Below are 22,798 nucleotides of genomic sequence, written 5' to 3'. Positions count from 1 at the left end.
GCATTTTAGGCTATCATTTGGTTTTGATGGCCTAAAACTCAATCATTGCCTCTGATTTTCTTCCTGTTCTGGTCAAATGGTGCTTGATCTCCACAATCTCGCTGACCATATCTGCTATGGCCAGCAATCGGGGAGGTGCATCTCTTCCCGTTATAACCAAATGGGGGAAATCATTTTTTCCTTTATGGTCTTCTATCCAGATACAAACCTGTTCAGTATCGAGATATCCAAGTGAAAGTGCATACGTAAATTCATCAAGGACAATCATCTCAAAGGCCCCTGTAGAAATCCATCGCTTGACCTGCTCCCAGCCTTTTTTTGCAAGTTCTGCGTTGACTTTGTCGTTATCCCCTTCCCAGGTAAAACCACATCCAAAGTTTTTCCAGGCAACCCCAAGGGTTTTGGCTGTACGATACTCGCCGATATCCAATTTTTCCGGATCATCCTTGATAAATTGGGCAACGGCACATTTGGCACCATGTCCAAAGGCGCGCATCAGCTGCCCCATGGCAGCAGTAGTCTTTCCTTTCCCATTCCCCGTATAAAGGAGAATCAAGGGCTTGTTTGTTCCTTGCATCGTTTACTCCACGGTTATCAGTTGCGTCCTGGTCACTGATGAATCATTGGCAGAACCTTCTCCGGAAATCTGTTTAGCAGCCTGGCCTTCCTTGGATAGTGCAGATTTCATTCTTGCAATCTGCTCGTAACAGGCCTCATTGCCACTATAGTCACAGACCTCCTGCATCAGATCGATTGCGCCGGGCAAATCGCCGAGAGCCTCGAGGATCAAAGCTGCGTTATAGCCGCTGGGAGTGTGCATTTCCTGGTCCCAGATATCCCGGAACAAAGAATAAGAAGAGTTCAAGGAGCCTGACTCAACAAGCTTATATCCACTCTTTGCCAGATTGTTTTTGGGTTTGTTTGGCATAAGGGATAGATGAACGGTTTCGTAGGACGGTGCAAGGGTTTTCCCTATGTTTGTCTGGAAGGAAGAGAGCATTCTCTCGAACAAGGGCAAGAACGAGGGGGCGTACCCGAAAGAATAGGTAAGCCGGTCGGTATAGGTGGCTGGATTGTTGTCTATGGGGTCATGGTAGGTTCTGGTTCCTATCAGAGTTTCCTTTGAGTCCTTGGAAGTGAAAGATCGCGATACCAAGGTTTGTTTCGTATTGATATCCATCAAGGAAAAGTTGAACGTCACGGTGGCTTCCTGTTTCAGAAAGTACTGCCGTTCCACTACCTTTGAATACGATATGGTTTTCGTTGCATCATTCGGATCGGCTTCGGTTACCCATTTGCTCACATCCCTGCCATAGATATTCTCCTCGCAGTCCATGTAACTGATGGCGCTGGTAAGGATGGCCTGCACACCTTTTGCCTTTAGCAAAGAGATAGCATCGTCCCCGCCGAGACCAATGGCAATATAGGCATCTGTTGTCTTCGGGTTGAGAATGGTAAAATAGTGTGTTTTATCCAAGGTCTCCATCAGATACGTCGTAGCCAAGTCTGCAACCTGGTCAGAGAGTCCACCGCGGTAACCGGTTGTCAGACTATACTGGTTCTCAGACCCTCCCCTTACCCAGGAAGACAAAGGGCTCCCATAGGGAAAACCAAACCCATCTGTCGAGGCAACGGCAATTGTCCTATAGTTGCTCAGATCCATCTCTCCTGGAACCAGATGCCTTACAGAAAGGGTTGTCCTACAGGACACAAACAGAGTCAAAAGGGAAATCAGGCATACGGCAAGGGCCAACTTCTTTTTCATACGTCTTCCTTATAATAATTATTGGATACATTCTTTTGAAATCAAATATTCTGAAGCGACTAAAATAGCGCGGGCCATTCCCTGGCTGTTTGCTATTCCTTTTCCAGCGATATCGAAGGCTGTCCCATGGTCTACGCTTGTTCTCAGAAACGGGAGCCCCCAGGTGACCGATATGGTCTGGTTGAAATCCAAGGTCTTTGCGGCAATATGGCCTTGGTCGTGGTAGAGAGATATGACTGCCCGGTATTTCCCCATTCTCGTCTGGTAGAATACAGAGTCTGCACCTATGGGGCCTTCAATGGAAACCCCCAGCTCCCTCGCCTTGAGCACTGCAGGAACCAAAGCCTCCTGCTCTTCATTGCCAAACAACCCATGCTCCCCGCAATGGGGATTCAACCCTGCAATTGCAAGGCTTAGGTTCCTATTGAAGGCCGATGACCTGGTACTAATCTCGTTACAGGTCAGTATCGTGTGCAATATGCTCTCTGTTTTCACTGCCTTGCACGCTTCAATAAGGGAAAGATGACGGGTATGGAAGAATATTTTCATCCCCAGTGTGTCGAACATAGTCACAGCGTTCTCAGTGCCGGTAAGATATGACAATATCTCGGTATAACCAATCTGTGGCACCTGTGCTTTTTTCAAAGCCTCTTTATGCAAAGGAGGGGTCACGATGCCCTGGCCAAGGCCATCGGTGACCAATTGCACACATTTGGCGACACAGTCATAGGCAGCTTTACCTGAATTTGCACTGATCTGACCGAAGGAAAACTGTTGCAGGTTCACCAAACCAAGGGCATAGAGAATTGTCCTGGCCCCCCTTTGCATCGCCTCACGCAGGCTAGGGTCATCGCCCACGATTGCATCAAAGGAAAAGGGAAGGGAAAGACGCGAAGCCGTGAGCTCCAAAAGCTGTCTGTCAGCAACAAACACCAGTGCAACATTGGGGAGAAAATCATTCTGGGCAATCACTTTCAAAACTATCTCAGGTCCGATGCCGGCAGGATCTCCCATAGGAACCGTCAGGTATACGATATTGTCATTCATATCTGCATCATAGCAGTGCTCCTGTAGGCTGTCCAGTAATGATGAGGTATCGAACGGTGGCAAACTGATTGACAAGTCATATAGCTTCTTTTATGTTGTATAGTGTAGTAGTAGTTGATTGGGAAGGAGTACTTGCATGGCTAAATACCGTGACGAAGAAGACGATTTGGATGACGAAGAGAACCGTTATTTCAGTCGCCTGGAAGACGATGAGGACGAATATCTCGCAGATGATATCGAAGCCCCAGATGTAATCGGATTCAGTGATGATGACGATGAAATCATTGAAGAGGAAGAGGATGAAGAACTCCTCGACGACGGCTTCATGGTTGATGGGGATGAGTCATTCGAAGATGAATTCTTCGATGATGATGAATTCGACGACCTTGATGAGGAATAACCCTTCTCGCCTCCTTTGATGTAATGATCTCAGTGTATGTAACACAGCCTCCCCGTGACGGGAGGCTGTATCTATGTTTGGGAAGCCAGATAACCTGAAGACACGTTTATAACGATACGGAACAACTTTTTTTGCCCTGCACGGAAGGAAACAGAATTCCTTGCAGAAAAAAATAGTGTTTCTATAGAAAGATACTTGCCATCCCTAGTGTTTCTGTTTATAGTAACATTATTACAAGAGGAGCTTCCCATGAAAAAAACAATGCTTATCGCTTTTTTACTGGTACCTGCAATGCTTTTTGCCCAATCCAATGCCGAAGTCAAGAATAACGCAACCAATATCGGAATCTCGAAAATGGTCTCACATCCTGCATTGGATTCCATCGAACAGGGAATCGAGGACTACCTGGCCACTACAGACTTGTCAGTAACCTTCGACAAACAGAATTGCAATGGCGAGATATCGACAGCGGTTGCAATTGCCCAGAAATTCAAAAGCGATGGCAAAGACCTAGTCATAGGGATTGCTACCCCACCAGCGCAGGCCCTTGCCCAGGTTTTCACTGATATCCCGGTAGTATTCGGAGCAATCACAGATCCGCTTGGGGCTGGGCTTGTAGCAAACTATGACAGGACAGAAGATACCAATGTATGCGGCATATCCGACCTCAACCCGGTCAGGTTGCAACTGGAAACCTATTTTTCCCTTATCAAACCGAAAAGTATCGGCATGATCTATACCAGCAGCGAGGCAAACGGGGTTGCCATGATGGAACTGGCAAAACAGATCTGCGAAGAGTACCAGGTCAAGTTCGTCGCTGCCGCAATAAGCAATTCAAGCGAAGTCAAAATGGCTGCCCTCTCGATTATTGACCGGGTGGACGGGATGTATATCGCGATAGACAACACGGTGGTAAGTGCAATATCCAGCGTCAGTGAAGTATGCAACAAAGCAGGGGTCCCACTCTTTAATACAGACACGACCAGTAGCGAGAATATCGACTTTCTCATGAGCTGGGGCTTCAACTACTACACCGTTGGCGTTGAGACCGGTAAAGTCGTGGAACGCATCATCAAGGGGGAGAAACCCAAGGATATCGGAGCAATCTTCTTTAACGACCCTACGCAGTTCGAACTCTGGTTCAATCTGGACAATGCAAAGAAATTGGGCATTGCAATAGATGCGGATTTGCTGTCAAAAGCCTCAATACTGATTGAAAACGGACAAAAGAGGCAGGTCAGCAAATAAGCTCGGATATGCCCATATGAAAGGAGAGGTTCTCCAACCTGCATAATTCCCAATATATAGAGAGAGAAAGCCCACCGGTTTGCGTCAAACGGTGGGCTTTCTGTATTTTATAGATGACTTTTGCTATAGCAATACGGAGGTCTTTTCCCTTGCGCTTTTATAAATCGCCTCGATGATTTCCACAGGCTTCTTTGCTTCTTCCCCCGGAAGATCAAGTGCAGTTCCCGTACGCAGGGCCTTGGAGAATTGCTCAAAGACTGCACGGTGGCCACTTGGGTCCAACCCACTGGGCTTGCTTGCATCTATAGTCGATGCATTGTCCTTTCCAAAAATCCTTCGGATATCCGCATCCTCTTCCCGTTCTTCCAGGAATTGCCAGGCAAGGAAGCTGTCTTCCTCAAGTATGGCACTTCCTTTTGTACCGCAAACCTCTATCCTTTTTAAGAAACCCGGATACGAGCCTGTGGTGCCTTCTATGATGCCCAAAGCTCCGCTGGCAAAACGCAGGGTGGCAACGGCAGTATCCTCTACCTCAATCCGTTCATGGGCCAAGGTCGCTATGGTACCGTTCACTTCCACTACCGGTCCGCCAAACCATTGCAACAGGTCGATGGCGTGTATGCCCTGGTTCATAAAAACCCCTCCCCCATCATATTGCCAAGTCCCCCTCCAGGAAGCACTATCGTAATATTCTTGGCTCCGGAACCACTTGAACTGGGCATCCATGAGGGTAATCTTGCCGAAACGTCCCTCATCGATTGCTTTTTTCAACGTCTGTGAGGCTCCATAGTATCTGGACTGGAAGATTCCTCCTATCTTGACAGCATGTTGCCTGGCAAGGTCAATGATCTGGTCACAGCGGGCAACGGTAACTTCCAGGGGTTTTTCGATGATGACATGCTTGTTGCTGCTTATTGCCGCAATAGCGGCCTCCAGATGCATGCCCGAAGGGGTTGCAACAACTACGACGTCGAGTCTAGGGTCGGAAAGGAATGCATTGAGGTCAGAATAGGCCTTTCCCCCATGTTCTTTGCAGAAACGTTCCGCACGGTCCTTGTTTGCATGGTATCCTGCCACCAAGGTGCAACCCTTGGCTTGGTTAATTGCCTGGGCATGGGTAATGGCAATAGAACCCAAGCCAATGATCCCAAAGCCGTACGTCTGTGTGTTTTCCATAATTGATCCTCTATTAGCTGTAATCATACCGCATGAGGGGAAGCTCTGGCAAACAGGAAGAAGCATCCCAGGAACCAAGAATAAAACGTCTTAGATAGTTTTCTTGCATAACTTATGAATTATTATTCATTGTGTTGCATAAATGATTTACAAATGGTAAATTTGTGTTTATAGTTTCGCAAAACGAAAGGATTCCACGATTGGAGGAAAATTACATGAAACACTCAGTTCGCACCACAATCCTGTTGCTTGCCATGATTGTAGCCTTGGTTCTGCCGGTCTTTGCAAATGGTACTGCAGAAGTAGCTTCTTCAAGCACCCCTTCTTATAAAATCGGCGTTTCAAAACTCCTGGCCCACCCTGCACTCGATGCAGCGGAAAAAGGAATGCAGGACTATCTTGCAACCACAGGGCTCGTAGTCTCCTACGACCTTCAGAATGCAAACGGAGACATCTCCACTGCCTCTTCTATTGCCCAGAAGTTCAAAAGTGACAAAGTCGATGTAGCAGTAGGTATCGCAACACCCTCGGCCCAGGCCCTGGCAAACGTATTCCCCACCACCCCTGTCGTCTTCAGTGCCGTCACAGATCCTGTCGAGGCCGGTCTTGTAGCTGACAATATTTGCGGTGTATCCGATAGCAACCCTGTCGAAGCCCAGATTAAATTGCTCGTTGACCTTACCGGGGCAAAAACCATCGGTAATATCTACGCTTCTGGCGAGGCAAACGGTGTTGTCCTGATGGAAATGGCCAAAAAAGCCTGTGAAAACCTCGGGGTGCAATTCGTCAGTGCTGCAATCAGCAATTCAAGCGAAGTCAAGATGGCTGCCCAGTCCATCATCGGCCGTGTAGATGCAATCTACATTGCTACAGACAATGCTGTAATCAGTGCAATCGCCTCTGTCGATGACGTAACCAGCAAGGCAGGCAAAGCCCTTCTGTGTGCAGACCCCTCCGGTGTCGACGGCCTTGAATGCATGGTCGCCTGGGGCTTCAACTACTACAGCATCGGTGTTGCAACCGGTAAGGTAGTCGAAAAAGTTCTCAAGGGTGAGTCTCCAAAATCCATCGGAACCGAATATCTTTCCGATCCTTCTGATTTTGAGTTGTGGTTTAACCTTGATACCGCCAAGAAGCTTGGATATACTATTCCGCAGTCACTGCAAGACAGTGCGGCGGTGCTTATTAAAGACGGCAAAAAAATAAGCCAGAAATAATTTGGCAATTTCATGAACCGCCGGTCTTGAATAAGTCCGGCGGTTTTTCTGTTTAAGGGGTTTTACATGTTAGAAGGAATTTTCGTAGATGGCTTGGTTTTTTCGCTCATGGTCATCGGCATCTTGATTTCTTATCGCATACTCGACTTCGCAGACCTTACCTGCGACGGTTCAGTAGCGACCGGGGCCGCCGTTGCAACTATGTTCATCATACATGGCTGGCCGATTTACCTTGCCTTGATCTTCTCTTTCCTTTCAGGGATCTTAGCCGGTATGGTAACTGCTGCTATCCATAACAAACTCAAAATCCCAGGCCTCCTTGCCGGTATCTTGACCATGACGATGCTCTATTCCATCAACTTGCGCATCCTTGGCAACAAGGCAAACGTACCGTTGCTCAGGGTAGAGACCATGTACTCGAAACTTCCCCGCATATTTGCCTTTATCCCGGCCGAATGGGCTTCGCTTCTGGGAACCTTGCTGGTTGTGCTGTTTGTAAAAGTGCTCATTGATATCTTCTTCCGTACCGACCTTGGAGTCGCGATGGGTGCAATGGGCGGGAACGAACAGATGGTCATCAGCCAGGGAATGAACCCCAATATACTCAAGCTCATGGGCATCGGTCTATCGAATGGTCTCATTGCCCTTTCAGGAGGGATCCTTGCCCAGTACCAAGGATTTGCAGATGCAAACCTCGGAGTCGGAATGGTCGTCCAAGGGCTTGCTGCCATAATGCTCGGGGAGTTCCTTTTCTCCTCCAACAGGATTTCCTTGCTTACCCTCAGGGCCATCCTTGGGGCTATCATGTATAAGGCCTTGATGTTCTTCGGACGCAAGTATGGATACTTGGTCCACATTACCCCCAATGACTTCAAGCTTCTCACCGGTATTTTGGTCATCGCATCGCTGTTCATAGCACAGACGCGTAGCGTTGCTTCCTCCAAGGGAGCAAAGAGAAAAGCCATCGCACGTTCCCTGGCCAGACACGAAGCCGAAAACAAGGAGTCAAACTAATGCTCGACATTATCAATATGACCAAGGTCTTCTACCCGGGGACCGTGAATGAAAAACTCGCCCTTGATGATATCAACCTGCATGTAAATCCAGGTGATGTAGTTTGTATCGTAGGTTCGAACGGTTCAGGGAAAAGCACCCTTTTCAACCTGATAAGCGGTACCTACCCGGTAACCAGCGGACAGATTACCCTGGACGGAAAGAATGTGACCAATAGCCCTGAATACAAACGGGCCATGACCATTGGCAGGATTTTCCAGGACCCGACAAAAGGGACGGCGGCCAACATGTCCATCGAGGACAATATGATCACCGCGGCAACAAAGGGAATGAAAAGCCTCAGGATAAGCCTCAACAATGAAAGGCGGGAAGAGTTCAAGAAGTTACTGGAACCGATCGGAATGCAAGACAGGCTCAAGGACAATGTCGGATTGCTCTCCGGTGGCCAGAGACAGGCTCTTACGTTGCTCATGACGGTCATGAGCAAACCGAGGATGCTTCTGCTAGACGAACATACCGCGGCCCTCGACCCCCGCAATGCACAGATTGTCATGGACCTTACCGAACGGTTCATCAAGGAATACGACCTTACAGCCTTGATGGTAACCCATAACATGCAGTTTGCCATCGATTTTGGCAACCGTCTGGTCATGATGGATGAAGGCACGATTATCCTTGATGTAAGCGGGGAAGACAAGAAAAAGCTTACTGTCAACAAGCTGGTTGAGCTCTTCAAGAATATCCGTAAAAAAGATTTCGATAACGACGAAGGCCTGCTTACTTGTGAGTAGTCACAAATACATTTCCAGTAGTAATACAGGGGGGGATTACCCCCCTTGTATTATATTCAGTACCAACCTACTATAGGCCAGAGGTTACCGTTCGTGAAGTCACAAGCCCTCCCTTTTCTGGGTGAATCCATATTTACCCCGCAGTTTTTATCGAAACTTATAATACCCTTGATTATCGAACAATTCCTTGCCGTTACCATAGGCATGGCCGATACCGTTATGGTGGCCTCAGCCGGTGAAGCGGCAGTAAGCGCCATCAGTCTTGTCGATTCGATTTCCATTTTGATCGTACAGGTATTTGCCTCGTTTGCTACCGGAGGGGCTGTAGTGTCGAGCCAATATCTGGGGAGAAAAGACAACGCCTCTGCAAACATTGCAGCCAAACAATTGTTGATTCTGTCTTTGGTGGTTTCGGTTTCCCTGATGGCAATCTGCCTGCCCTTCAGAGGTGCTATCATCAGATTGATTTTCGGCTCGATCGATGCCGAAGTCATGGTGAACTCAGTCACGTACTTTATCTTTGTATTGTTTTCCTTGCCCTTCCTTGCCGTGTACAATTCCTGTGCCGCGCTGTTCAGGTCAATGGGCAACAGCAAGGTCTCCCTTGCAGTCAGCGTATTGATGAATTTCATAAACATTTGTGGGAATGCCTACTTTATTTTCGGTCTCGGCCTTGGGGTTACCGGGGCAGGACTGGCAACCATGCTCAGCAGAATCATCGGGGCTCTCATCATGGTTGTCCTGATAAGCAACAGGAACAACAGCATCTTTATCTACAAGCTCTGGAAATTCGAATGGAAGGGCGACATGATCAAGCGGATTTTGCGCATTGGCGTGCCTAACGGTATCGAAGGAAGCGTCTTCCAAATCGGCAAATTGCTCGTCCAAGGTATTACGGCTTCCTTTGGAACTGCTTCCCTGGCCGCAAATGCCATAGCCAACTCAGTAGGTTCCTTTGCCAATATACCGGGGAACGCCTTGGGCCTAGCCTCCATAACGGTCGTAGGCCAATGTGTCGGGGCCCAGCAAACCGACCAAGCCGTATACTATTCCAAGAAATTTCTTGTTTATGCCTATTTTGCCATGGGCCTCATCGTTACCCCGATCTTCTTCTTTTCCTCAGGGATTGTACAGGTATTCAACCTATCGGTTGAGGCTACCCTAATGGCAAGCCATGTCATAAAAACCTGTATGGTGGCTTCGATCCTCATCTGGCCGACAGCTTTTACGCTTCCCAACTTCCTCAGGGCCGCAGGGGATGCCAAGTACACCATGATAGTCTCCATGTTCAGTATGTGGGTATTCCGTGTCGGTATGAGCTACCTGCTTGCATTACAGCTCGGCTTTGGATTGCTTGGGGTATGGTATGCAATGTATATCGACTGGATTTTCCGTTCCATCTGTTTCATTGTCCGTTTTGCCCGGGGAAAATGGAAAACGAAAATTGTAATCTGAGAAACAATGTTCCTTATGCAGGAAATAGGTATTCCAGGCTGTGAGACAATGATTTTTCATAAGTCTCGCCTTTCTTACTACCCGAAAATCCTTTGGGTAAAGTAAAATTTTAGAAAAATTTTGTTTACAATTCAGCAAATCCGCTTAATACTATACCTAGTTGTGCTCGAGCACGGTTTAGTAATCATGACCTAATGTGATTATTCTACTCCTTCGTTCTACTTGCATGTGCTATAGCTCACTTGATTTGTTAATATCTGGAGAAATCCAGTTAATTAAGGAGTGACCTATGAAAAAGATTACAAGTGTATTGCTGATCCTGTTGCTAGCAACATCGGCAATGTTTGCGGCTGGAAGCACTGAAGCTGCTTCCTCATCAGTTGCAAAAATCGGTGTCTCTATGCCTACGCAAAGCCTGCAGAGATGGAACCAAGACGGTGCTAACATGAAAGCACAGCTTGAAAAAGCCGGATACAAGGTTGACTTGCAATATGCTGGTGACAATGATATTCCGACCCAGGTTGCACAGATCGAGAACATGATTACCAGCAATTGCAAAGTTCTGGTTATCGCTGCAATCGATGGATCGGCCCTCACCGAGGTCCTGAAAACCGCAAAGCAAAAGGGAATCGCTGTCATTGCCTATGACCGCCTGATCATGAACAGTGATGCAGTATCCTATTATGCGACCTTTGACAACTACAAAGTCGGTACCATCCAGGGAACCTTCATCCGCGATGCATTGAAACTCGACACCGCAAAAGGCCCCTTCAACATTGAATTGTTCACCGGTTCCCCCGATGACAACAACGTAAACTTCTTCTTCGGTGGAGCAATGTCCATTCTTGAGCCCTATATCAAGAGCGGCAAGCTCGTAGTTCGCTCTGGCCAGACCACAAAAGCCCAGTGCGCAACCCCGAACTGGTCAACTGAAGAATCCCAGAAGAGAATGGAAAACCTGATTACCGCCAATGGCTATGGACCGAAGGGCAACAGGCTCGATGCAGTTCTTTCCTCCAATGACTCTGTAGCAAACGGAATTACCAACGCGCTCGTAGCCGCTGGCTATACCAAAGACAATTTCCCGATCCTCACCGGTCAGGACTGTGACAAGCCAGCAGTAAAGAATATGCTCCAGGGCTTGCAGAGTATGTCGATTTTCAAAGATACCCGCACCTTGGCCAGCAAGGTCGTAGATATGGTCAACGCAATTGTCAAGGGTTCAACTGTTGAGATCAACGACAACAAGACCTATGACAATGGAACCGGAATCATTCCTTCCTACCTCTGCGATCCTGTTTTCGCTACCTTGGATAACTACAAGGCTCTCTTGATCGACAGCGGTTACTACAAAGAAGCTGATTTGGCTATTAACTAAACCATTTCTCGTATTACCGTACAGGCGGGCACTCAAAATGCCCGCCTGCAACTTCTGGGTGGAGGATTCAATTGGAAAACACGTTATTGGAAATGAAACACATCACCAAACGATTCCCCGGTGTCGTAGCCCTCAATGATGTAAGCTTACAGATTACAGAGGGAGAGATCCATGCAATCGTTGGAGAGAACGGGGCAGGAAAATCAACCCTGATGAATGTTCTCAGTGGGATTTACCCCCAAGGAACCTATAGCGGGACGATAGTGCTCAATGGTGAGGAATGCGCTTTTCATACCATCAAAGAAAGCGAAAACAAGGGAATTGTCATAATCCACCAGGAACTCGCACTGGTCCCCTACCTTACGATCGGGGAAAATATGTTTCTTGGAAATGAGCGGGGGGCCTATCTCAAAGTAGACTGGGACCATACCTATTCCAAGGCAGATGAGCTATTGAGGATGGTAGGACTCAAGGAGTCTTCCCGGGTCCCTATCAAGGATATTGGCGTCGGCAAACAGCAGCTTGTCGAAATAGCAAAGGCTCTGGCCAAGAATGTCAGACTGCTCATCCTTGACGAACCTACCGCTTCCCTCAACGATACGGATGCCCTAAAACTTTTAGACCTCCTTCTGGAGTTCAAGAAAAACGGCATGACGTCCATTCTCATATCACACAAACTCAACGAGGTATCGTATATTGCCGACAGGGTGACAGTTATCCGTGATGGCGAAGTCATTACCACGCTGGAGAAAAAAACTCAGTCTTTCAATGAAAACGAAATTATCAGTGCCATGGTAGGAAGGAGCCTCACCGACCGGTTCCCCAAACGCACTCCAAAGATAGGCCCTATCAGTTTTGAGGTGCAGAACTGGACCGTATTCCATCCGCTGTATGAAGGCAGGAAGGTTTGTGAAGACATCTCCTTTACCCTTCACAAGGGGGAAGTCGTGGGTATCAGCGGCCTGATGGGGGCTGGAAGAACAGAATTGGCAATGAGTATCTTCGGGCATAGCTATGGAAGGAATATTACCGGCAAGACATTCATCGATGGGAAGGAAGTCCAGCTTCATTCGGTAAAAACAGCCATCGACCATAAAATTGCCTATGTCACCGAAGACCGGAAAGGCAACGGCTTGATATTATCCAAATCAATTATGGAGAACACAACCCTTGCCAACCTCAAGGCCATAAGCAAGCACCAGAGGATCGACCGGGACATGGAGTTCCATGTGGCAAAGGATATCAGCGAGAAACTTCGTACAAAATGTTCCTCAGTCAGGGAAGATGTAAACAACCTTTCGGGGGGAAACCAGCAAAAGGTGCTACTTGGCAAGTGGATATTTGCCGAACCAGACATCTTGATCCTCGACGAACCGACAAGAGGCATTGATGTCGGGGCCAAATATGAAATCTACTGCATTATCAATCAACTGGTGGAGGAAGGGAAATCGGTATTGGTCATTTCCTCGGAACTCCCGGAGATATTGGGTATGTGCGATAGGATCTATGTCATGAATGAAGGGCGCATCGTGGGAGAATTGCTCCAGAAAGATGCTACCCAGGAAGCAATAATGAAGTGCATTGTGCAATCAAACAAAGGAGCAAACAAAGAATGATTAATACGAGCGTAATAAAGAACACCATGAAAAAGAACTCGATGCTTATTGCATTGATAGCTACCATGATACTGTTCCAGCTTCTTATTGTCAGTCAGGACAGGGGTTCCCTCTTTGCCCCGGCAAACATTTCCAATATTATCAGCCAGAACTCCTATGTGGTAATCTTGGCTTCAGGTATGTTGCTCTGCATCCTTACCGGTGGAAACATCGACCTTTCGGTAGGCTCGATTGTCGCACTCGTCGGAGCTGTTGCAGGTACGTTGGTCGTCAACATGCACCTCAATATTTTTCTCTCGATCATTATTTGCCTTATCGTAGGGACTCTTATTGGGGCTTGGCAGGGTTTTTGGATTGCATTCGTGAGAATACCGCCGTTCATCGTAACCTTGGCAGGGATGTTGCTCTGGAGAGGTGTAGCCCTGCTCATTCTCAATGGCCTTACCATCTCCCCGTTCCCTGAAAGCTACCAGAAATATTTTACTACGTATCTTCCGGGGACTTCCAACGCAGAAACGATTTTCACGGTTACTCTTCTGGTAGGCATCATTATTTGCCTGGTGTATATCGCGTTTGCAGTCTTTGACCGCTTCAACAAGAAACGGAAAGGCTACCAGACAGAACACCCAGCCATGACAATTACCCGCACGGTGCTCATTTCCTTTGCCGTGTTGCTTGTCTTCTCCTTGCTCGGAAGGCACAAGGGAATCCCCGTTGTCCTGATTCAACTGGCAGTCATCGTACTTGCCTACAGCTATTACACCTCGAGCACTGTCCCGGGGCGGCATCTCTATGCAATAGGTGGAAACGAAAAAGCCGCAAAGCTCTCAGGCATCAATACGGACAAGGTTCTCTTCTCAGCCTACACAAACATGGGGTTCCTATCAGCAGTCGCTGCTTTGGTCTGTGTGGCGCGCTTCAATTCAGCAGCACCCACCGCAGGTACAAACTACGAGCTCGATGCCATCGGAGCCTGTTTCATCGGCGGTGCTTCGGCTTATGGCGGAACAGGTACTGTAGGCGGAGCGGTTATCGGTGCAATCTTCATGGGGGTTTTGAACAATGGTATGTCCATTCTCGGCGTCGATTCCAACTGGCAGAAGGCCGTCAAGGGCATCGTAGTGCTTGGAGCTGTAGTCTTTGATGTATTGAGCAAAAAACGAGTCAAATCAAACTAGTTATATTGATGTGGATGAAACGTTACGGTAGACTTCGCAAAAAAGGATACGTAATTGTCAGTTACAATTAAGGATATAGCCCGGGTTGCAGGAGTCTCTAGAGGCACTGTTGACCGGGTATTGCATAATAGGGGCGGGGTTAATGCAGAGGTAGCTGCCAAGGTCAGGGAAATAGCCGAGGATTTGGGCTTTTTCCCTAACCGGGCAGGTAAAGTATTGGCAGCCCTCAAGCAACCCATGACCTTTGCCTGCCTCCTTCCCAGTATAGGAAACCCTTTTTTTGAGGATGTAATTGCCGGTTTCAGGATTGCAGAGCGCGAACTCTCTGATTTTGGGCTTTCTATCGACATTAAAGAGGTCAAATCATTCGATACTGAAACCCATGTCAATGCCATACGGGAATTGCAGGAGAAAGGGTATTCCGCCCTCTGCATAACCTCAGTTGATGTGCCTCAGGTAAGAATGGCCCTGGAAAAGACCATTGCAGGAGGGATTCCCGTCGTCTGTGTCAACACAGACATCCCTGATTGCGGCAGGCTCTGTTATATCGGACCCGATTACTACCATGCGGGAAAGACTGCTGCAGGGCTTCTGTCCATGATCAGCAAGGATAAGCAGGAATTGCTCATTCTTACCGGTTCATTTAATATTCTGGGCCATAACGAAAGGATCAAGGGATTCTTGCAGGGGTTGAAAGAAAAGAATGTACCCTTTGAAATCGTAGAAACAAAGGAAAGCCTCGATGATGATGACTTGGCTTTCACGGTCACGACCCAGGCCCTGACAATGCATCGGCAGATCAATTGCATCTTTATAGCTGCTGCCGGGGTGGAAGGCGCCTGCAGGGCAGTCACGAAACTAAAAAGGGAAGGTCTGGTCAAAGTGCTTACTTTTGATGACATTCCCTCGACAAAAAAACTGGTAAAGAAAAATATCATTTCCTTTACCTTATGCCAGAACCCTACACAACAGGGATACCAGGCCATTCAAAAACTCTTCGCCTATATGATAGGAAACCAGAAAAATCCTCCCACGGATTCAATAACCAATACGATTATCAAAATCCGGGAGAATATCGAGGACTAGAGGTCTTTTTTCTGCCAAAGCTTCTCAAGGGAATAGAAATCCCTGAGCTCTGAACTCATCAGGTGTATGACAATACTGCCACAATCTATCAATTCCCAGCCGTCTCCCTGGGGATTCTTATGACGATTGTTCACTTCAAGTCCGAGATTGTTGAGCTCACTCCATAATTCATGGGCTACACCTTTGAGATGTCCGACACTGTTGACGGTAGCAATGACAAAGCAATCCGCCCAGGAACATTCTCCGCTAACATCGATGATATGGATATCCTTACATTTGTGGTCTTCAAGAAACTGCCCAATGGTCTTTGCATTGGAATCGATCAATTCATTCATGAAATATTTCTCCTTCGGTCCAGAAGCATGGCCTCTGCAAGCCATTGCCTGATATACAGGCTTAATGCTTCCCAATCCGTTGTTGTATCTATCGTGATAAACCTGCCAACATCATAATAATGGCAGTATTTCACATCCGAAAAACGGTCAAGGACAGAATCCAGACCGCTGAGCCTTTGCAGTGTATTGTCCAACTCTGTTTTTCTCAAGTCTTCAGCGCTGGCAAACATCGCATCAAGACGCATTTGGTCGGTAATTTGGTCTTCCCCGACCCCCAGTCTTTCGCTTGCAAGAGTCCTACTCAATTCCCTGAGCAGGGCGAGGTTGCCGCTAGTCGTCCCAAACGTACCGGTAGGAGGAATTCCCAGCAGATCCTGCACAGCCAATTGTTTTCCCAACTTTGTATGAAGGGCATACCCGTCAACAATGTCAGCAGGTAAGGACAAAACACTGAGAGTTTCCCCTTGTTTCAGGAGGACGATAGCCTCAGAACCAAACAAACCGTATTCGGCTTGGATTCCTTCCTGCCTACAGCCAACCAGAAGTATGAGAAGAGCACAGACCAAAAAGCAGGGAGAAGAGCGGAACCGTTTCAAAGCCTGCCCCCCTCCTCAATGAATTTTCTCAGGGACAAGGAAGAAAACGCGGGACGTTTTCCTTTGCTTTCGAAATAACTATCCTGCAGGGAAAGCAAGCCGCAGCAAACCTCTTCCAGACTTCTTTTTTCCAGCAACGACTCCCTTTGTCCCCCACTGAGGTGTGTCCTGCCAGGTTCAATAAAGTCTGCAATGAACAGGATAAGCCCCAACCGCCCCATGTAGGGGCTTCCCAGGGTGTGGTAGCGTACCGCAGTGCATAGGGCAGAGTCATACCCCTTATAGGCCAACATATCTGCGGCAACCGGACCATGCAGCAACATCGGAATGAGTTTCTCCTCACTTTCCAATGAGAGCTGGTGTTCCCTGGCATATTCTTGAAGCTTGGCATCCGGCCATTCCCTTGCGATGTCATGCAGCAAACCACATCGGTAGCAGTCGTCCACCTCAACGTTCTCATGATACCTCTCACAAAGGCTTACACAAGTCTGGGCAGTCCCCAGGCTATGGAGGAAGCGTCTCTCACTCATGAGGGACCTGACATCCCTTTCAAGAACGGTAAAGCTTGTTTTGCTGAACATAATCAGCAACCTCCTTGGTCATCAGGGAACGAATGTCATCGCCTAACGGTTCATCCTCGCCCAACCGGGCACAGGCTGCCCTGATCTTTGAGGAAGAATCATCGAATACTGCATTATCGACGTAGGAAAGGTCAACAAAGTAATCCTTGAAAACCGTAGCCGTTGCATCCCTACGGATGACCACGAAAGAAACCAATTCCTTCAGGGATTCAAATTCATGCCATTTGGAAAGATCAGGCAAAAGGTCATCACCCATGACCAAACCCAACCTCCCTTTTATACTATACTGCAAATAGAGGTGTTTGACTGTATCATAGGTATAGGAAACCCCTCCCCTATGCAGCTCACACTCATCGAGAAGCAACTCACAGGGAGGATCATCCGGATACAGGCGCCGGTAAGCCTTGAAGCTTAACCGTAACATAGCAATTCGGTCCTTGGCACTTGCCAGCTGGGCCTGTGGTTTGAAATTATTCTGTGCCACGGGGACAAACACAAAACGACGGTAGTTCGTTGCATTGAGTACCGTATGGACCAAGTGAAGATGACCAAGGTGAACTGGATCAAAACTTCCCCCGACCATAGCTGTTGGAACTACCGATGCCACATCGCCCCCCTATTGCTCGAAGGGTTCTTCGGCATACTCTGCATCATAGTCGATCGAAGAGGAAAAACCACCGCCTGTACTATCTTTGAGAGCCTGGAGAGCTGGATTCTCTGCATCCCCAACCATCTTGATAAAGGCCCGTTTCACTTCCTCGACTCCTTGCTCATAGTATACACACAACCCGATTATTTCTTTATCGGGATATTTCGCCTGCAATTCCTTCAAGTGTTCGGGAGCCCCGCTTTCATCGAGCTTTGTACCTATGATGACCTGTTTCTTTTCCAGAAGCGATGGTTCGAAAGCTTCCAGTTCCTTACAGAGAATTTCATACGCATCGAGATAACGGTCATCACTCAAATCGATAAGGAAAGCAAGGCCAGTGGTCCGACTGATATGTCTGAGAAACTTGATTCCCATTCCAGCCCCTTCGCTTGCACCTTCGATAAGGCCAGGAATATCGGCAAGAACAATATCATGCTCATCGTATCGGAACATACCGAGCTGAGGAATTTTCGTAGTAAAGGGGTACCCAGCGACTTTCGTGCGGGCATTGGTCAACATATTGAGCAGGGAAGATTTTCCGGCATTGGGAAAACCTACGAAACCAATATCGGCAATGACCAAAAGTTCAACCCCGATACGCATTTCACTCCCTTTTTCACCTGTCTGGGCAAAACGCGGGGCTTGCCTGGTTGAGGTCTTGAAATGAAAGTTTCCCTGTCCGCCACGACCACCGGTCAAAAAAGTCCAACGGTCGATACCGGTAAGGTCTTTGATTATTTCTCCGGTTTCAGCGTTTTTTATAACGGTGCCTGGAGGTACTGGGATTTCAATATTATCGCCATCCCGACCGTAACACTTTGCACCGGAACCATTTCTGCCATTTTCGGCACGGTAGGTACGAACCATTTTTAGATGACCAAGCGTTCTGAGGTTATTCCTCACAACAAAGATTACATCGCCGCCACGGCCGCCATCACCACCGTCCGGTCCTCCCTTGGGAATGTATTTTTCCCGTCGGAAAGAAACACAACCGTTGCCCCCGTTTCCGGAGGCAACATCAATATAGGTCTCGTCTGAAAATCCAAACATGCGTTCGTTTTCTCTGGCCTAAGGCCATTTTCGTCGAATAAACTACTACTCAGTTACGATGCTGATGTACTTGCGGTTGTTCCGTACATGGAACAAAACAGTACCTGCAGCCTTTGCATAGATTGTACAGTCTGAGCCAACACCGGCATTCTGCCCGGGATGGAAGACTGTTCCATGCTGACGTACAATAATTTCGCCGGCCTTTACAAGTTGACCACCGAATCTTTTTACACCCAAGCGCTGGGAGTTGGAATCGCGACCATTGCGGGAGCTTCCGCCACCTTTCTTATGTGCCATTTTCCTTACTCCTTATGCAATGATTTGATCAATTGTGATCAGCGAATACCGCTGACGATGACCTTGTGTCCTGCGATATCCTTTTCGTTTTTCATATTTGAAAACCCTGATTTTGTCACCTTTCTTATCGCCAACATAGGTCACTTTGACTTTTGCATCTGCAATATAGGGGGTGCCAAACTTTGCACTGTTCTCATCGACAACGGCGAGGACAGTTGCGTACTCAAGTGAAGAGCCTTCTTCCATTTTGTTGATCAAGTCAACCTGAATGGTTTGGCCTTCGACTGCTTTGTACTGCTTTCCGAGAATCTCTACAAGTGCGTACATGTCGATATTCATCCTTAAATTTAGTTTGTGCTCACTTTTTATACTATAGAAAGCAACCAAGATTCAAGGTGTATGAACTGCAAGTGCTTCAAAAACAAAGAAAAAGTGCTTGAAAAACTACCGACCGATAGGTTAGTATTGATATATGCATACCACAGATATGAAAAACCAACTGACCCTTTCGCTTTTGCACCTAGGTTCTCTCAAGGGGCTGGACAATGTCTCACTCTCCGACCTTGCAAAAGAGAACAAGATTTCGAAGGCTTCCATTTTTCACCATTTTTCCAACAGGGAGGAACTTATCTCCCATCTTTTTGCCTTCTGCTCGAACCTCGCCTACACACAGCAGGCAACCATCTCCCTTGCGGGGACGGCAGAAGAGGTATTACTCAGGGCAGTGGACCATTGGCATGAAGTATATACAAAAGAGCCCCTGAATTGGTTTTACCGCATCGTAGAGTCGGAAAAACTCACCCATAGGGAAGCAGGGGTTATCAGCAAGACACTGGGAGAAATGGTCGACGGGCAAAGCAGAATCCTTTTGGAGACCCTTTCCGATTCGCTGAGACTCGATATCGAGGAACTGGACCTTGCCGTCATGACCTTCAGTGCAACGGTGCAGAACTTCCTGTCCAAGGCAATGGTCGGGAACGACCCTGATATCCTTTGGCAGGAAGAAAGGTTTATAACCAAATTCTGCAAGCTCTATGCAATACAATAACCTTACATCGATTCGAGGAAAGGAATCCCGATGAGCTCAAAGGCATTCTTCAAAACCTGAAGCACCATCTTCGACAGCTCTATCCTTGAACGGACAAGGGCCTTGTCCCCTGCCTTGAGCACAGGATTGTCGTGATACCACTTACTGAAGAGCCTGGAAAGCTCATACAGGAAGGAGCAGACAATCGAGGGGTCAAGGTCAGCACCAGCCTTTGCTACAATCTGGGGATAGAGGGCGAGTTGTTTCACCAATTCGCGCTCATCACTGAGTGTGAGCAGGCTACTATCGAAACCGATGCCCTCATACCCTTTTTCCTCTGTTTCGAATTTTCTCAGCATGCTGCAGATCCTGGCTCCCATATACTGGAGATAAGGTCCTGTATTACCGGCAAAGGAAATCGATTCAGCTGGGTTGAATACCATATCCTTGGTAGGGATTACCTGCAAGAGGTAATAATTCAGGGCACCGAGCGCGATGCTGGAAGCAGTCTGTTCCACATCACCTACCAAATCCTCACGTTGTTTCTCATGGATCTCAGAGGATGCAAGCTCAGTAAGCTGGGCAACCAGGTCATCTGCATCGACTACCGTACCCTCACGGCTTTTCATTTTGCCTTCGGGAAGATTGACCATGCCGTAGGAAAGATGGTGAAGATTCTTTGCCCAATCGTAACCGAGCTGGTCCAAGACATAGAACAAAACCTTGAAATGGTATTGCTGTTCGCTTGCTACTACATAGATGAGTGAATCGAACGGCCAATCCTGGTGACGCATGATAGCGGTCCCGACATCCTGGGTCATATAGAGGCTAGTCCCATCCTTACGGAGCAAAACCTTTTTGTCGAGGTTGATCGAGGAAAGGTCGACCCAGACAGAACCATCGTCTTCCTGATAGAAAACCCCGTCTGCAAGGCCCTTGAGTATCTCATCCTTGCCAAACTTATAGGTGTTTGACTCATAATAGAAGGCATCGAAACTGATACCCATCTTTTTATAGCTTTCTGCCAGCCCATCGAGGGTCCATTTGTTCATGGTTTCCCATAAAGCCAAGACTTCACGGTCCCCGTCTTCCCATTTCTTGAGCATTTCCTGGGCCTGGGCCTCAGCTGTCGGGTCTTCCTTTGCCCAATTGGCGAACTTCACATAGAATTTGCCGACAAAATGGTCACCCTTGATGCCTGTAGACTCGGGGGTTTCCCCGTTTCCAAACTTCTGGTAGGCAAGCATAGATTTACAAATATGGACTCCACGGTTGTTGATCAGGTTGACCTTCCTGACATTGGCCCCATTTGCCTTGAGAATCGCAGAGACACTTTCCCCGATACTGTCATTACGCATATGCCCAAGATGGAGTGGCTTATTCGTATTGGGGCAACTGAATTCAATGGTCACCCGCTGGCCTGCCATCGTATCGTTGGTTCCATAGGCTTCTTTCCTGCTGGCAATCTCTGTTGAGAGCTCACTGGCAAGGGAATTCATATCTATTCGAATATTGAGATAGGGGCCGGCAATAAGCAAATCCCCAAGAGGACGGTTGTCGATTTTCTCTATCCGGGACTTTAACTCGGAAGCGAGTTTCACGGGAGCTGTCCTTAACAGCTTTGCATAGGCAAACAGGGGGAATGCAATGTCTCCCAGCTCCGGTTTCGGAGGTGTCTGTACAGCAAGGGGAGGAAGGACAATATCCGAACCAAGCATTTCACGAGCATAAATCCCTATCTGCTCTTCTACCAGAGCTTTCCATAACTGACGTACCTTAAAAAGCATATTATTTTCCTTATCTGAGAAGTCGGTGAAACTATACTATATCAAAACTCATACATCAAGCCGGATGCTGATTTCCCCGGTGCCAAGCGACTCTATGCTGCCATCGCCATATTCGACGACCAGATGGGCATCGTCATCGATTTCCAGGGCCAAGGCAGTCTTTGTCTTCTTAGCCTGGACAACCGAAACCGTATTGCCCAGTACAAGAGAACGGTCGCGGTATTCCTGAAGGAATGAACGGTCGGGAAGCAGGTCACTGAGCGATACAACCGTGCGCACAATCTCGGCGACCAATACGTTTGCATCCAGAAAAGGAGGAACCTGGGAAGGTCCATCATAAAGGGAGGTAACAACCGACCTGAGATTCGCCTCAAAGGCCGCAGAGGGGGTCGAGTAATTCAACCCGATACCAACGACCAGGGAGGAAAGAACCCCCGCTTCAAAATCGATAACACCCTCAGTAAGGATACCACACACTTTTCTTTTCCTGAAGAACAGATCATTGACCCATTTGATCCCCAGTTCCAGGTTGCAGACTTTTTCAACAGCTCGGGCAACGGCAACCGCGGCAGCACTGGTAACAAGCAGGGCCTCCTCGGTTTTACACCTGGGTCTGAGTATAATACTCATATACAGGCCACCTTTGGGACTTGAGAACTCCCTGCCTAGCCTGCCACGCCCCTGGCTCTGGGATGCAGAAACTACTACCGTCCCGTGGCAAGAACCCTCGGCTGCGAGCTGTTTTGCAAACCGGTTGGTTGAATCGATGGTATCAAAAAGATGCACGGGAAAACCGCCCAACAGGGTTTCAAGCCGGTTTTTATCCAATACATCTAGATTGGGCATAAGGCGGTACCCTTTGTTCGTCACCGCATCGATGCTATGGCCTTCATCACGCAATAACTCAATGGCTTTCCAGATGGCACTGCGGCTTATCCCCAGGTTCTGGGCGATCAGCTGGCCGGAAACATAGGTATCCTCATGGATATGAAGGAAAGCAAGGACGTCTTGTACGGTACTCATGGCAAAATAGTAGCGAAACAGGCAAAGAGGGGCAAGTGGATTGTCAACCAAAACATGGTTTACAACAAAAATCCGTTTATGC

At 47.9% G+C, this 22,798-nt stretch carries 24 protein-coding genes; 11 read left to right on the top strand and 13 right to left on the bottom strand.

Features of this window, described 5'->3' with window-relative positions; translation table 11 throughout:
• Nucleotides 1-31: 31 nt before the first annotated feature.
• Genes SPIGRAPES_RS14900 through SPIGRAPES_RS14890 form a run of 3 tightly spaced genes read right to left on the bottom strand, consistent with a single transcriptional unit; the run spans nt 32 to nt 2,812 of the window.
• Nucleotides 32-577 carry a cob(I)yrinic acid a,c-diamide adenosyltransferase gene (locus SPIGRAPES_RS14900; RefSeq protein ID WP_014271585.1) on the bottom strand — a complete coding sequence of 182 codons (546 nt, stop codon included), beginning with the start codon at nt 575-577 and terminating at the stop codon, nt 32-34.
• A 3-nt stretch (nt 578-580) separates the two neighbouring features.
• Nucleotides 581-1,765, bottom strand: coding sequence for a hypothetical protein (locus SPIGRAPES_RS14895; protein ID WP_014271584.1), 1,185 nt, complete (start codon nt 1,763-1,765; stop codon nt 581-583).
• An 18-nt stretch (nt 1,766-1,783) separates the two neighbouring features.
• Entirely contained in the window at nt 1,784-2,812 is a 1,029-nt protein-coding gene (locus tag SPIGRAPES_RS14890; protein ID WP_014271583.1) for a 4-hydroxythreonine-4-phosphate dehydrogenase PdxA, read from the bottom strand.
• A 136-nt stretch (nt 2,813-2,948) separates the two neighbouring features.
• Between SPIGRAPES_RS14890 and SPIGRAPES_RS14885 the strand changes: the two genes are divergently transcribed.
• Entirely contained in the window at nt 2,949-3,212 is a 264-nt protein-coding gene (locus tag SPIGRAPES_RS14885) for a hypothetical protein (protein WP_014271582.1), read from the top strand.
• Between the two features lie 249 nt (nt 3,213-3,461).
• Nucleotides 3,462-4,460 carry an ABC transporter substrate-binding protein gene (locus SPIGRAPES_RS14880; protein ID WP_014271581.1) on the top strand — a complete coding sequence of 333 codons (999 nt, stop codon included), beginning with the start codon at nt 3,462-3,464 and terminating at the stop codon, nt 4,458-4,460.
• A 123-nt stretch (nt 4,461-4,583) separates the two neighbouring features.
• Here SPIGRAPES_RS14880 and SPIGRAPES_RS14875 read toward each other — a convergent pair whose 3' ends face one another.
• Nucleotides 4,584-5,636 carry a Gfo/Idh/MocA family protein gene (locus SPIGRAPES_RS14875; protein WP_014271580.1) on the bottom strand — a complete coding sequence of 351 codons (1,053 nt, stop codon included), beginning with the start codon at nt 5,634-5,636 and terminating at the stop codon, nt 4,584-4,586.
• A gap of 215 nt (nt 5,637-5,851) precedes the next feature.
• Between SPIGRAPES_RS14875 and SPIGRAPES_RS14870 the strand changes: the two genes are divergently transcribed.
• The 8 genes from SPIGRAPES_RS14870 (at nt 5,852) to SPIGRAPES_RS14835 (ending at nt 15,371) form a co-directional block, all read left to right on the top strand.
• Nucleotides 5,852-6,853, top strand: coding sequence for an ABC transporter substrate-binding protein (locus tag SPIGRAPES_RS14870; RefSeq protein WP_014271579.1), 1,002 nt, complete (start codon nt 5,852-5,854; stop codon nt 6,851-6,853).
• Nucleotides 6,854-6,919: 66 nt separating this feature from the next.
• Complete coding sequence (locus SPIGRAPES_RS14865; RefSeq protein ID WP_014271578.1) at nt 6,920-7,867, top strand: ABC transporter permease; 948 nt, start codon at nt 6,920-6,922, stop codon at nt 7,865-7,867.
• Entirely contained in the window at nt 7,867-8,658 is a 792-nt protein-coding gene (locus SPIGRAPES_RS14860; RefSeq protein ID WP_014271577.1) for an ABC transporter ATP-binding protein, read from the top strand. The genes SPIGRAPES_RS14865 and SPIGRAPES_RS14860 overlap by 1 nt, the downstream gene beginning before the upstream one ends.
• A gap of 93 nt (nt 8,659-8,751) precedes the next feature.
• Nucleotides 8,752-10,113 (top strand): MATE family efflux transporter, encoded by a 1,362-nt coding sequence (locus SPIGRAPES_RS14855; protein WP_014271576.1) that lies wholly within the window; start codon nt 8,752-8,754, stop codon nt 10,111-10,113.
• Between the two features lie 289 nt (nt 10,114-10,402).
• Nucleotides 10,403-11,491, top strand: a complete 1,089-nt coding sequence (chvE, locus tag SPIGRAPES_RS14850; RefSeq protein WP_014271575.1) for a multiple monosaccharide ABC transporter substrate-binding protein — start codon at nt 10,403-10,405, stop codon at nt 11,489-11,491.
• 71 nt (nt 11,492-11,562) lie between these two features.
• On the top strand, nt 11,563-13,107 hold the full coding sequence (gene mmsA, locus SPIGRAPES_RS14845; RefSeq protein ID WP_014271574.1) for a multiple monosaccharide ABC transporter ATP-binding protein: 1,545 nt from the start codon (nt 11,563-11,565) through the stop codon (nt 13,105-13,107).
• Entirely contained in the window at nt 13,104-14,285 is a 1,182-nt protein-coding gene (gene mmsB / locus SPIGRAPES_RS14840; RefSeq protein ID WP_014271573.1) for a multiple monosaccharide ABC transporter permease, read from the top strand. The genes mmsA and mmsB overlap by 4 nt, the downstream gene beginning before the upstream one ends.
• 54 nt (nt 14,286-14,339) lie before the next feature.
• Nucleotides 14,340-15,371: a LacI family DNA-binding transcriptional regulator gene (locus SPIGRAPES_RS14835; protein WP_014271572.1), complete on the top strand. Its 1,032-nt coding sequence runs from the start codon at nt 14,340-14,342 to the stop codon at nt 15,369-15,371.
• Here SPIGRAPES_RS14835 and rsfS read toward each other — a convergent pair.
• The 7 genes from rsfS to rplU are packed head-to-tail and all read right to left on the bottom strand — an operon-like array spanning nt 15,368 to nt 19,206.
• Nucleotides 15,368-15,706 carry a ribosome silencing factor gene (gene rsfS, locus SPIGRAPES_RS14830; RefSeq protein ID WP_014271571.1) on the bottom strand — a complete coding sequence of 113 codons (339 nt, stop codon included), beginning with the start codon at nt 15,704-15,706 and terminating at the stop codon, nt 15,368-15,370. The genes SPIGRAPES_RS14835 and rsfS overlap by 4 nt on opposite strands.
• Nucleotides 15,703-16,302: a hypothetical protein gene (locus tag SPIGRAPES_RS14825; RefSeq protein WP_014271570.1), complete on the bottom strand. Its 600-nt coding sequence runs from the start codon at nt 16,300-16,302 to the stop codon at nt 15,703-15,705. The genes rsfS and SPIGRAPES_RS14825 overlap by 4 nt, the downstream gene beginning before the upstream one ends.
• Nucleotides 16,299-16,883 carry a bis(5'-nucleosyl)-tetraphosphatase (symmetrical) YqeK gene (gene yqeK, locus SPIGRAPES_RS14820; RefSeq protein WP_014271569.1) on the bottom strand — a complete coding sequence of 195 codons (585 nt, stop codon included), beginning with the start codon at nt 16,881-16,883 and terminating at the stop codon, nt 16,299-16,301. Before yqeK ends, SPIGRAPES_RS14825 begins: the two co-directional genes overlap by 4 nt.
• Complete coding sequence (gene nadD / locus SPIGRAPES_RS14815; protein ID WP_014271568.1) at nt 16,852-17,490, bottom strand: nicotinate (nicotinamide) nucleotide adenylyltransferase; 639 nt, start codon at nt 17,488-17,490, stop codon at nt 16,852-16,854. The genes yqeK and nadD overlap by 32 nt, the downstream gene beginning before the upstream one ends.
• Before the next feature lie 9 nt (nt 17,491-17,499).
• Nucleotides 17,500-18,582 (bottom strand): GTPase ObgE, encoded by a 1,083-nt coding sequence (obgE, locus tag SPIGRAPES_RS14810; RefSeq protein WP_014271567.1) that lies wholly within the window; start codon nt 18,580-18,582, stop codon nt 17,500-17,502.
• 45 nt (nt 18,583-18,627) lie between these two features.
• A complete protein-coding gene (rpmA, locus tag SPIGRAPES_RS14805; RefSeq protein ID WP_014271566.1) occupies nt 18,628-18,879 on the bottom strand; it encodes a 50S ribosomal protein L27 in 252 nt (83 codons plus the stop codon).
• A 12-nt stretch (nt 18,880-18,891) separates the two neighbouring features.
• Complete coding sequence (gene rplU / locus SPIGRAPES_RS14800; protein WP_014271565.1) at nt 18,892-19,206, bottom strand: 50S ribosomal protein L21; 315 nt, start codon at nt 19,204-19,206, stop codon at nt 18,892-18,894.
• Nucleotides 19,207-19,351: 145 nt separating this feature from the next.
• Between rplU and SPIGRAPES_RS14795 the strand changes: the two genes are divergently transcribed.
• Nucleotides 19,352-19,927 carry a TetR/AcrR family transcriptional regulator gene (locus tag SPIGRAPES_RS14795; RefSeq protein WP_014271564.1) on the top strand — a complete coding sequence of 192 codons (576 nt, stop codon included), beginning with the start codon at nt 19,352-19,354 and terminating at the stop codon, nt 19,925-19,927.
• Between the two features lie 2 nt (nt 19,928-19,929).
• On the opposite strand, the gene argS is transcribed toward SPIGRAPES_RS14795, so the two are convergent.
• Nucleotides 19,930-21,693 (bottom strand): arginine--tRNA ligase, encoded by a 1,764-nt coding sequence (argS, locus tag SPIGRAPES_RS14790; protein WP_014271563.1) that lies wholly within the window; start codon nt 21,691-21,693, stop codon nt 19,930-19,932.
• A gap of 48 nt (nt 21,694-21,741) precedes the next feature.
• A complete protein-coding gene (locus SPIGRAPES_RS14785; protein WP_014271562.1) occupies nt 21,742-22,716 on the bottom strand; it encodes a biotin--[acetyl-CoA-carboxylase] ligase in 975 nt (324 codons plus the stop codon).
• Nucleotides 22,717-22,798: the final 82 nt, after the last annotated feature.

The organism is Sphaerochaeta pleomorpha str. Grapes (assembly GCF_000236685.1).
Classification (GTDB): Bacteria; Spirochaetota; Spirochaetia; order Sphaerochaetales; family Sphaerochaetaceae; genus Sphaerochaeta; species Sphaerochaeta pleomorpha.
This window is presented reverse-complemented; position numbering and strand designations above follow the sequence as displayed.

What these genes read in the sequence shown, in the direction of transcription:
- SPIGRAPES_RS14900 (WP_014271585.1), bottom strand. Translation starts at nt 577, where the DNA reads ATGCAAGGAACAAACAAGCCCTTGATTCTCCTTTATACGGGGAATGGG.
- SPIGRAPES_RS14895 (WP_014271584.1), bottom strand. Translation starts at nt 1,765, where the DNA reads ATGAAAAAGAAGTTGGCCCTTGCCGTATGCCTGATTTCCCTTTTGACT.
- SPIGRAPES_RS14890 (WP_014271583.1), bottom strand. Translation starts at nt 2,812, where the DNA reads ATGAATGACAATATCGTATACCTGACGGTTCCTATGGGAGATCCTGCC.
- SPIGRAPES_RS14885 (WP_014271582.1), top strand. Translation starts at nt 2,949, where the DNA reads ATGGCTAAATACCGTGACGAAGAAGACGATTTGGATGACGAAGAGAAC.
- SPIGRAPES_RS14880 (WP_014271581.1), top strand. Translation starts at nt 3,462, where the DNA reads ATGAAAAAAACAATGCTTATCGCTTTTTTACTGGTACCTGCAATGCTT.
- SPIGRAPES_RS14875 (WP_014271580.1), bottom strand. Translation starts at nt 5,636, where the DNA reads ATGGAAAACACACAGACGTACGGCTTTGGGATCATTGGCTTGGGTTCT.
- SPIGRAPES_RS14870 (WP_014271579.1), top strand. Translation starts at nt 5,852, where the DNA reads ATGAAACACTCAGTTCGCACCACAATCCTGTTGCTTGCCATGATTGTA.
- SPIGRAPES_RS14865 (WP_014271578.1), top strand. Translation starts at nt 6,920, where the DNA reads ATGTTAGAAGGAATTTTCGTAGATGGCTTGGTTTTTTCGCTCATGGTC.
- SPIGRAPES_RS14860 (WP_014271577.1), top strand. Translation starts at nt 7,867, where the DNA reads ATGCTCGACATTATCAATATGACCAAGGTCTTCTACCCGGGGACCGTG.
- chvE (WP_014271575.1), top strand. Translation starts at nt 10,403, where the DNA reads ATGAAAAAGATTACAAGTGTATTGCTGATCCTGTTGCTAGCAACATCG.
- mmsB (WP_014271573.1), top strand. Translation starts at nt 13,104, where the DNA reads ATGATTAATACGAGCGTAATAAAGAACACCATGAAAAAGAACTCGATG.
- rsfS (WP_014271571.1), bottom strand. Translation starts at nt 15,706, where the DNA reads ATGAATGAATTGATCGATTCCAATGCAAAGACCATTGGGCAGTTTCTT.
- yqeK (WP_014271569.1), bottom strand. Translation starts at nt 16,883, where the DNA reads ATGTTCAGCAAAACAAGCTTTACCGTTCTTGAAAGGGATGTCAGGTCC.
- obgE (WP_014271567.1), bottom strand. Translation starts at nt 18,582, where the DNA reads ATGTTTGGATTTTCAGACGAGACCTATATTGATGTTGCCTCCGGAAAC.
- rpmA (WP_014271566.1), bottom strand. Translation starts at nt 18,879, where the DNA reads ATGGCACATAAGAAAGGTGGCGGAAGCTCCCGCAATGGTCGCGATTCC.
- rplU (WP_014271565.1), bottom strand. Translation starts at nt 19,206, where the DNA reads ATGTACGCACTTGTAGAGATTCTCGGAAAGCAGTACAAAGCAGTCGAA.
- SPIGRAPES_RS14795 (WP_014271564.1), top strand. Translation starts at nt 19,352, where the DNA reads ATGCATACCACAGATATGAAAAACCAACTGACCCTTTCGCTTTTGCAC.
- argS (WP_014271563.1), bottom strand. Translation starts at nt 21,693, where the DNA reads ATGCTTTTTAAGGTACGTCAGTTATGGAAAGCTCTGGTAGAAGAGCAG.
- SPIGRAPES_RS14785 (WP_014271562.1), bottom strand. Translation starts at nt 22,716, where the DNA reads ATGAGTACCGTACAAGACGTCCTTGCTTTCCTTCATATCCATGAGGAT.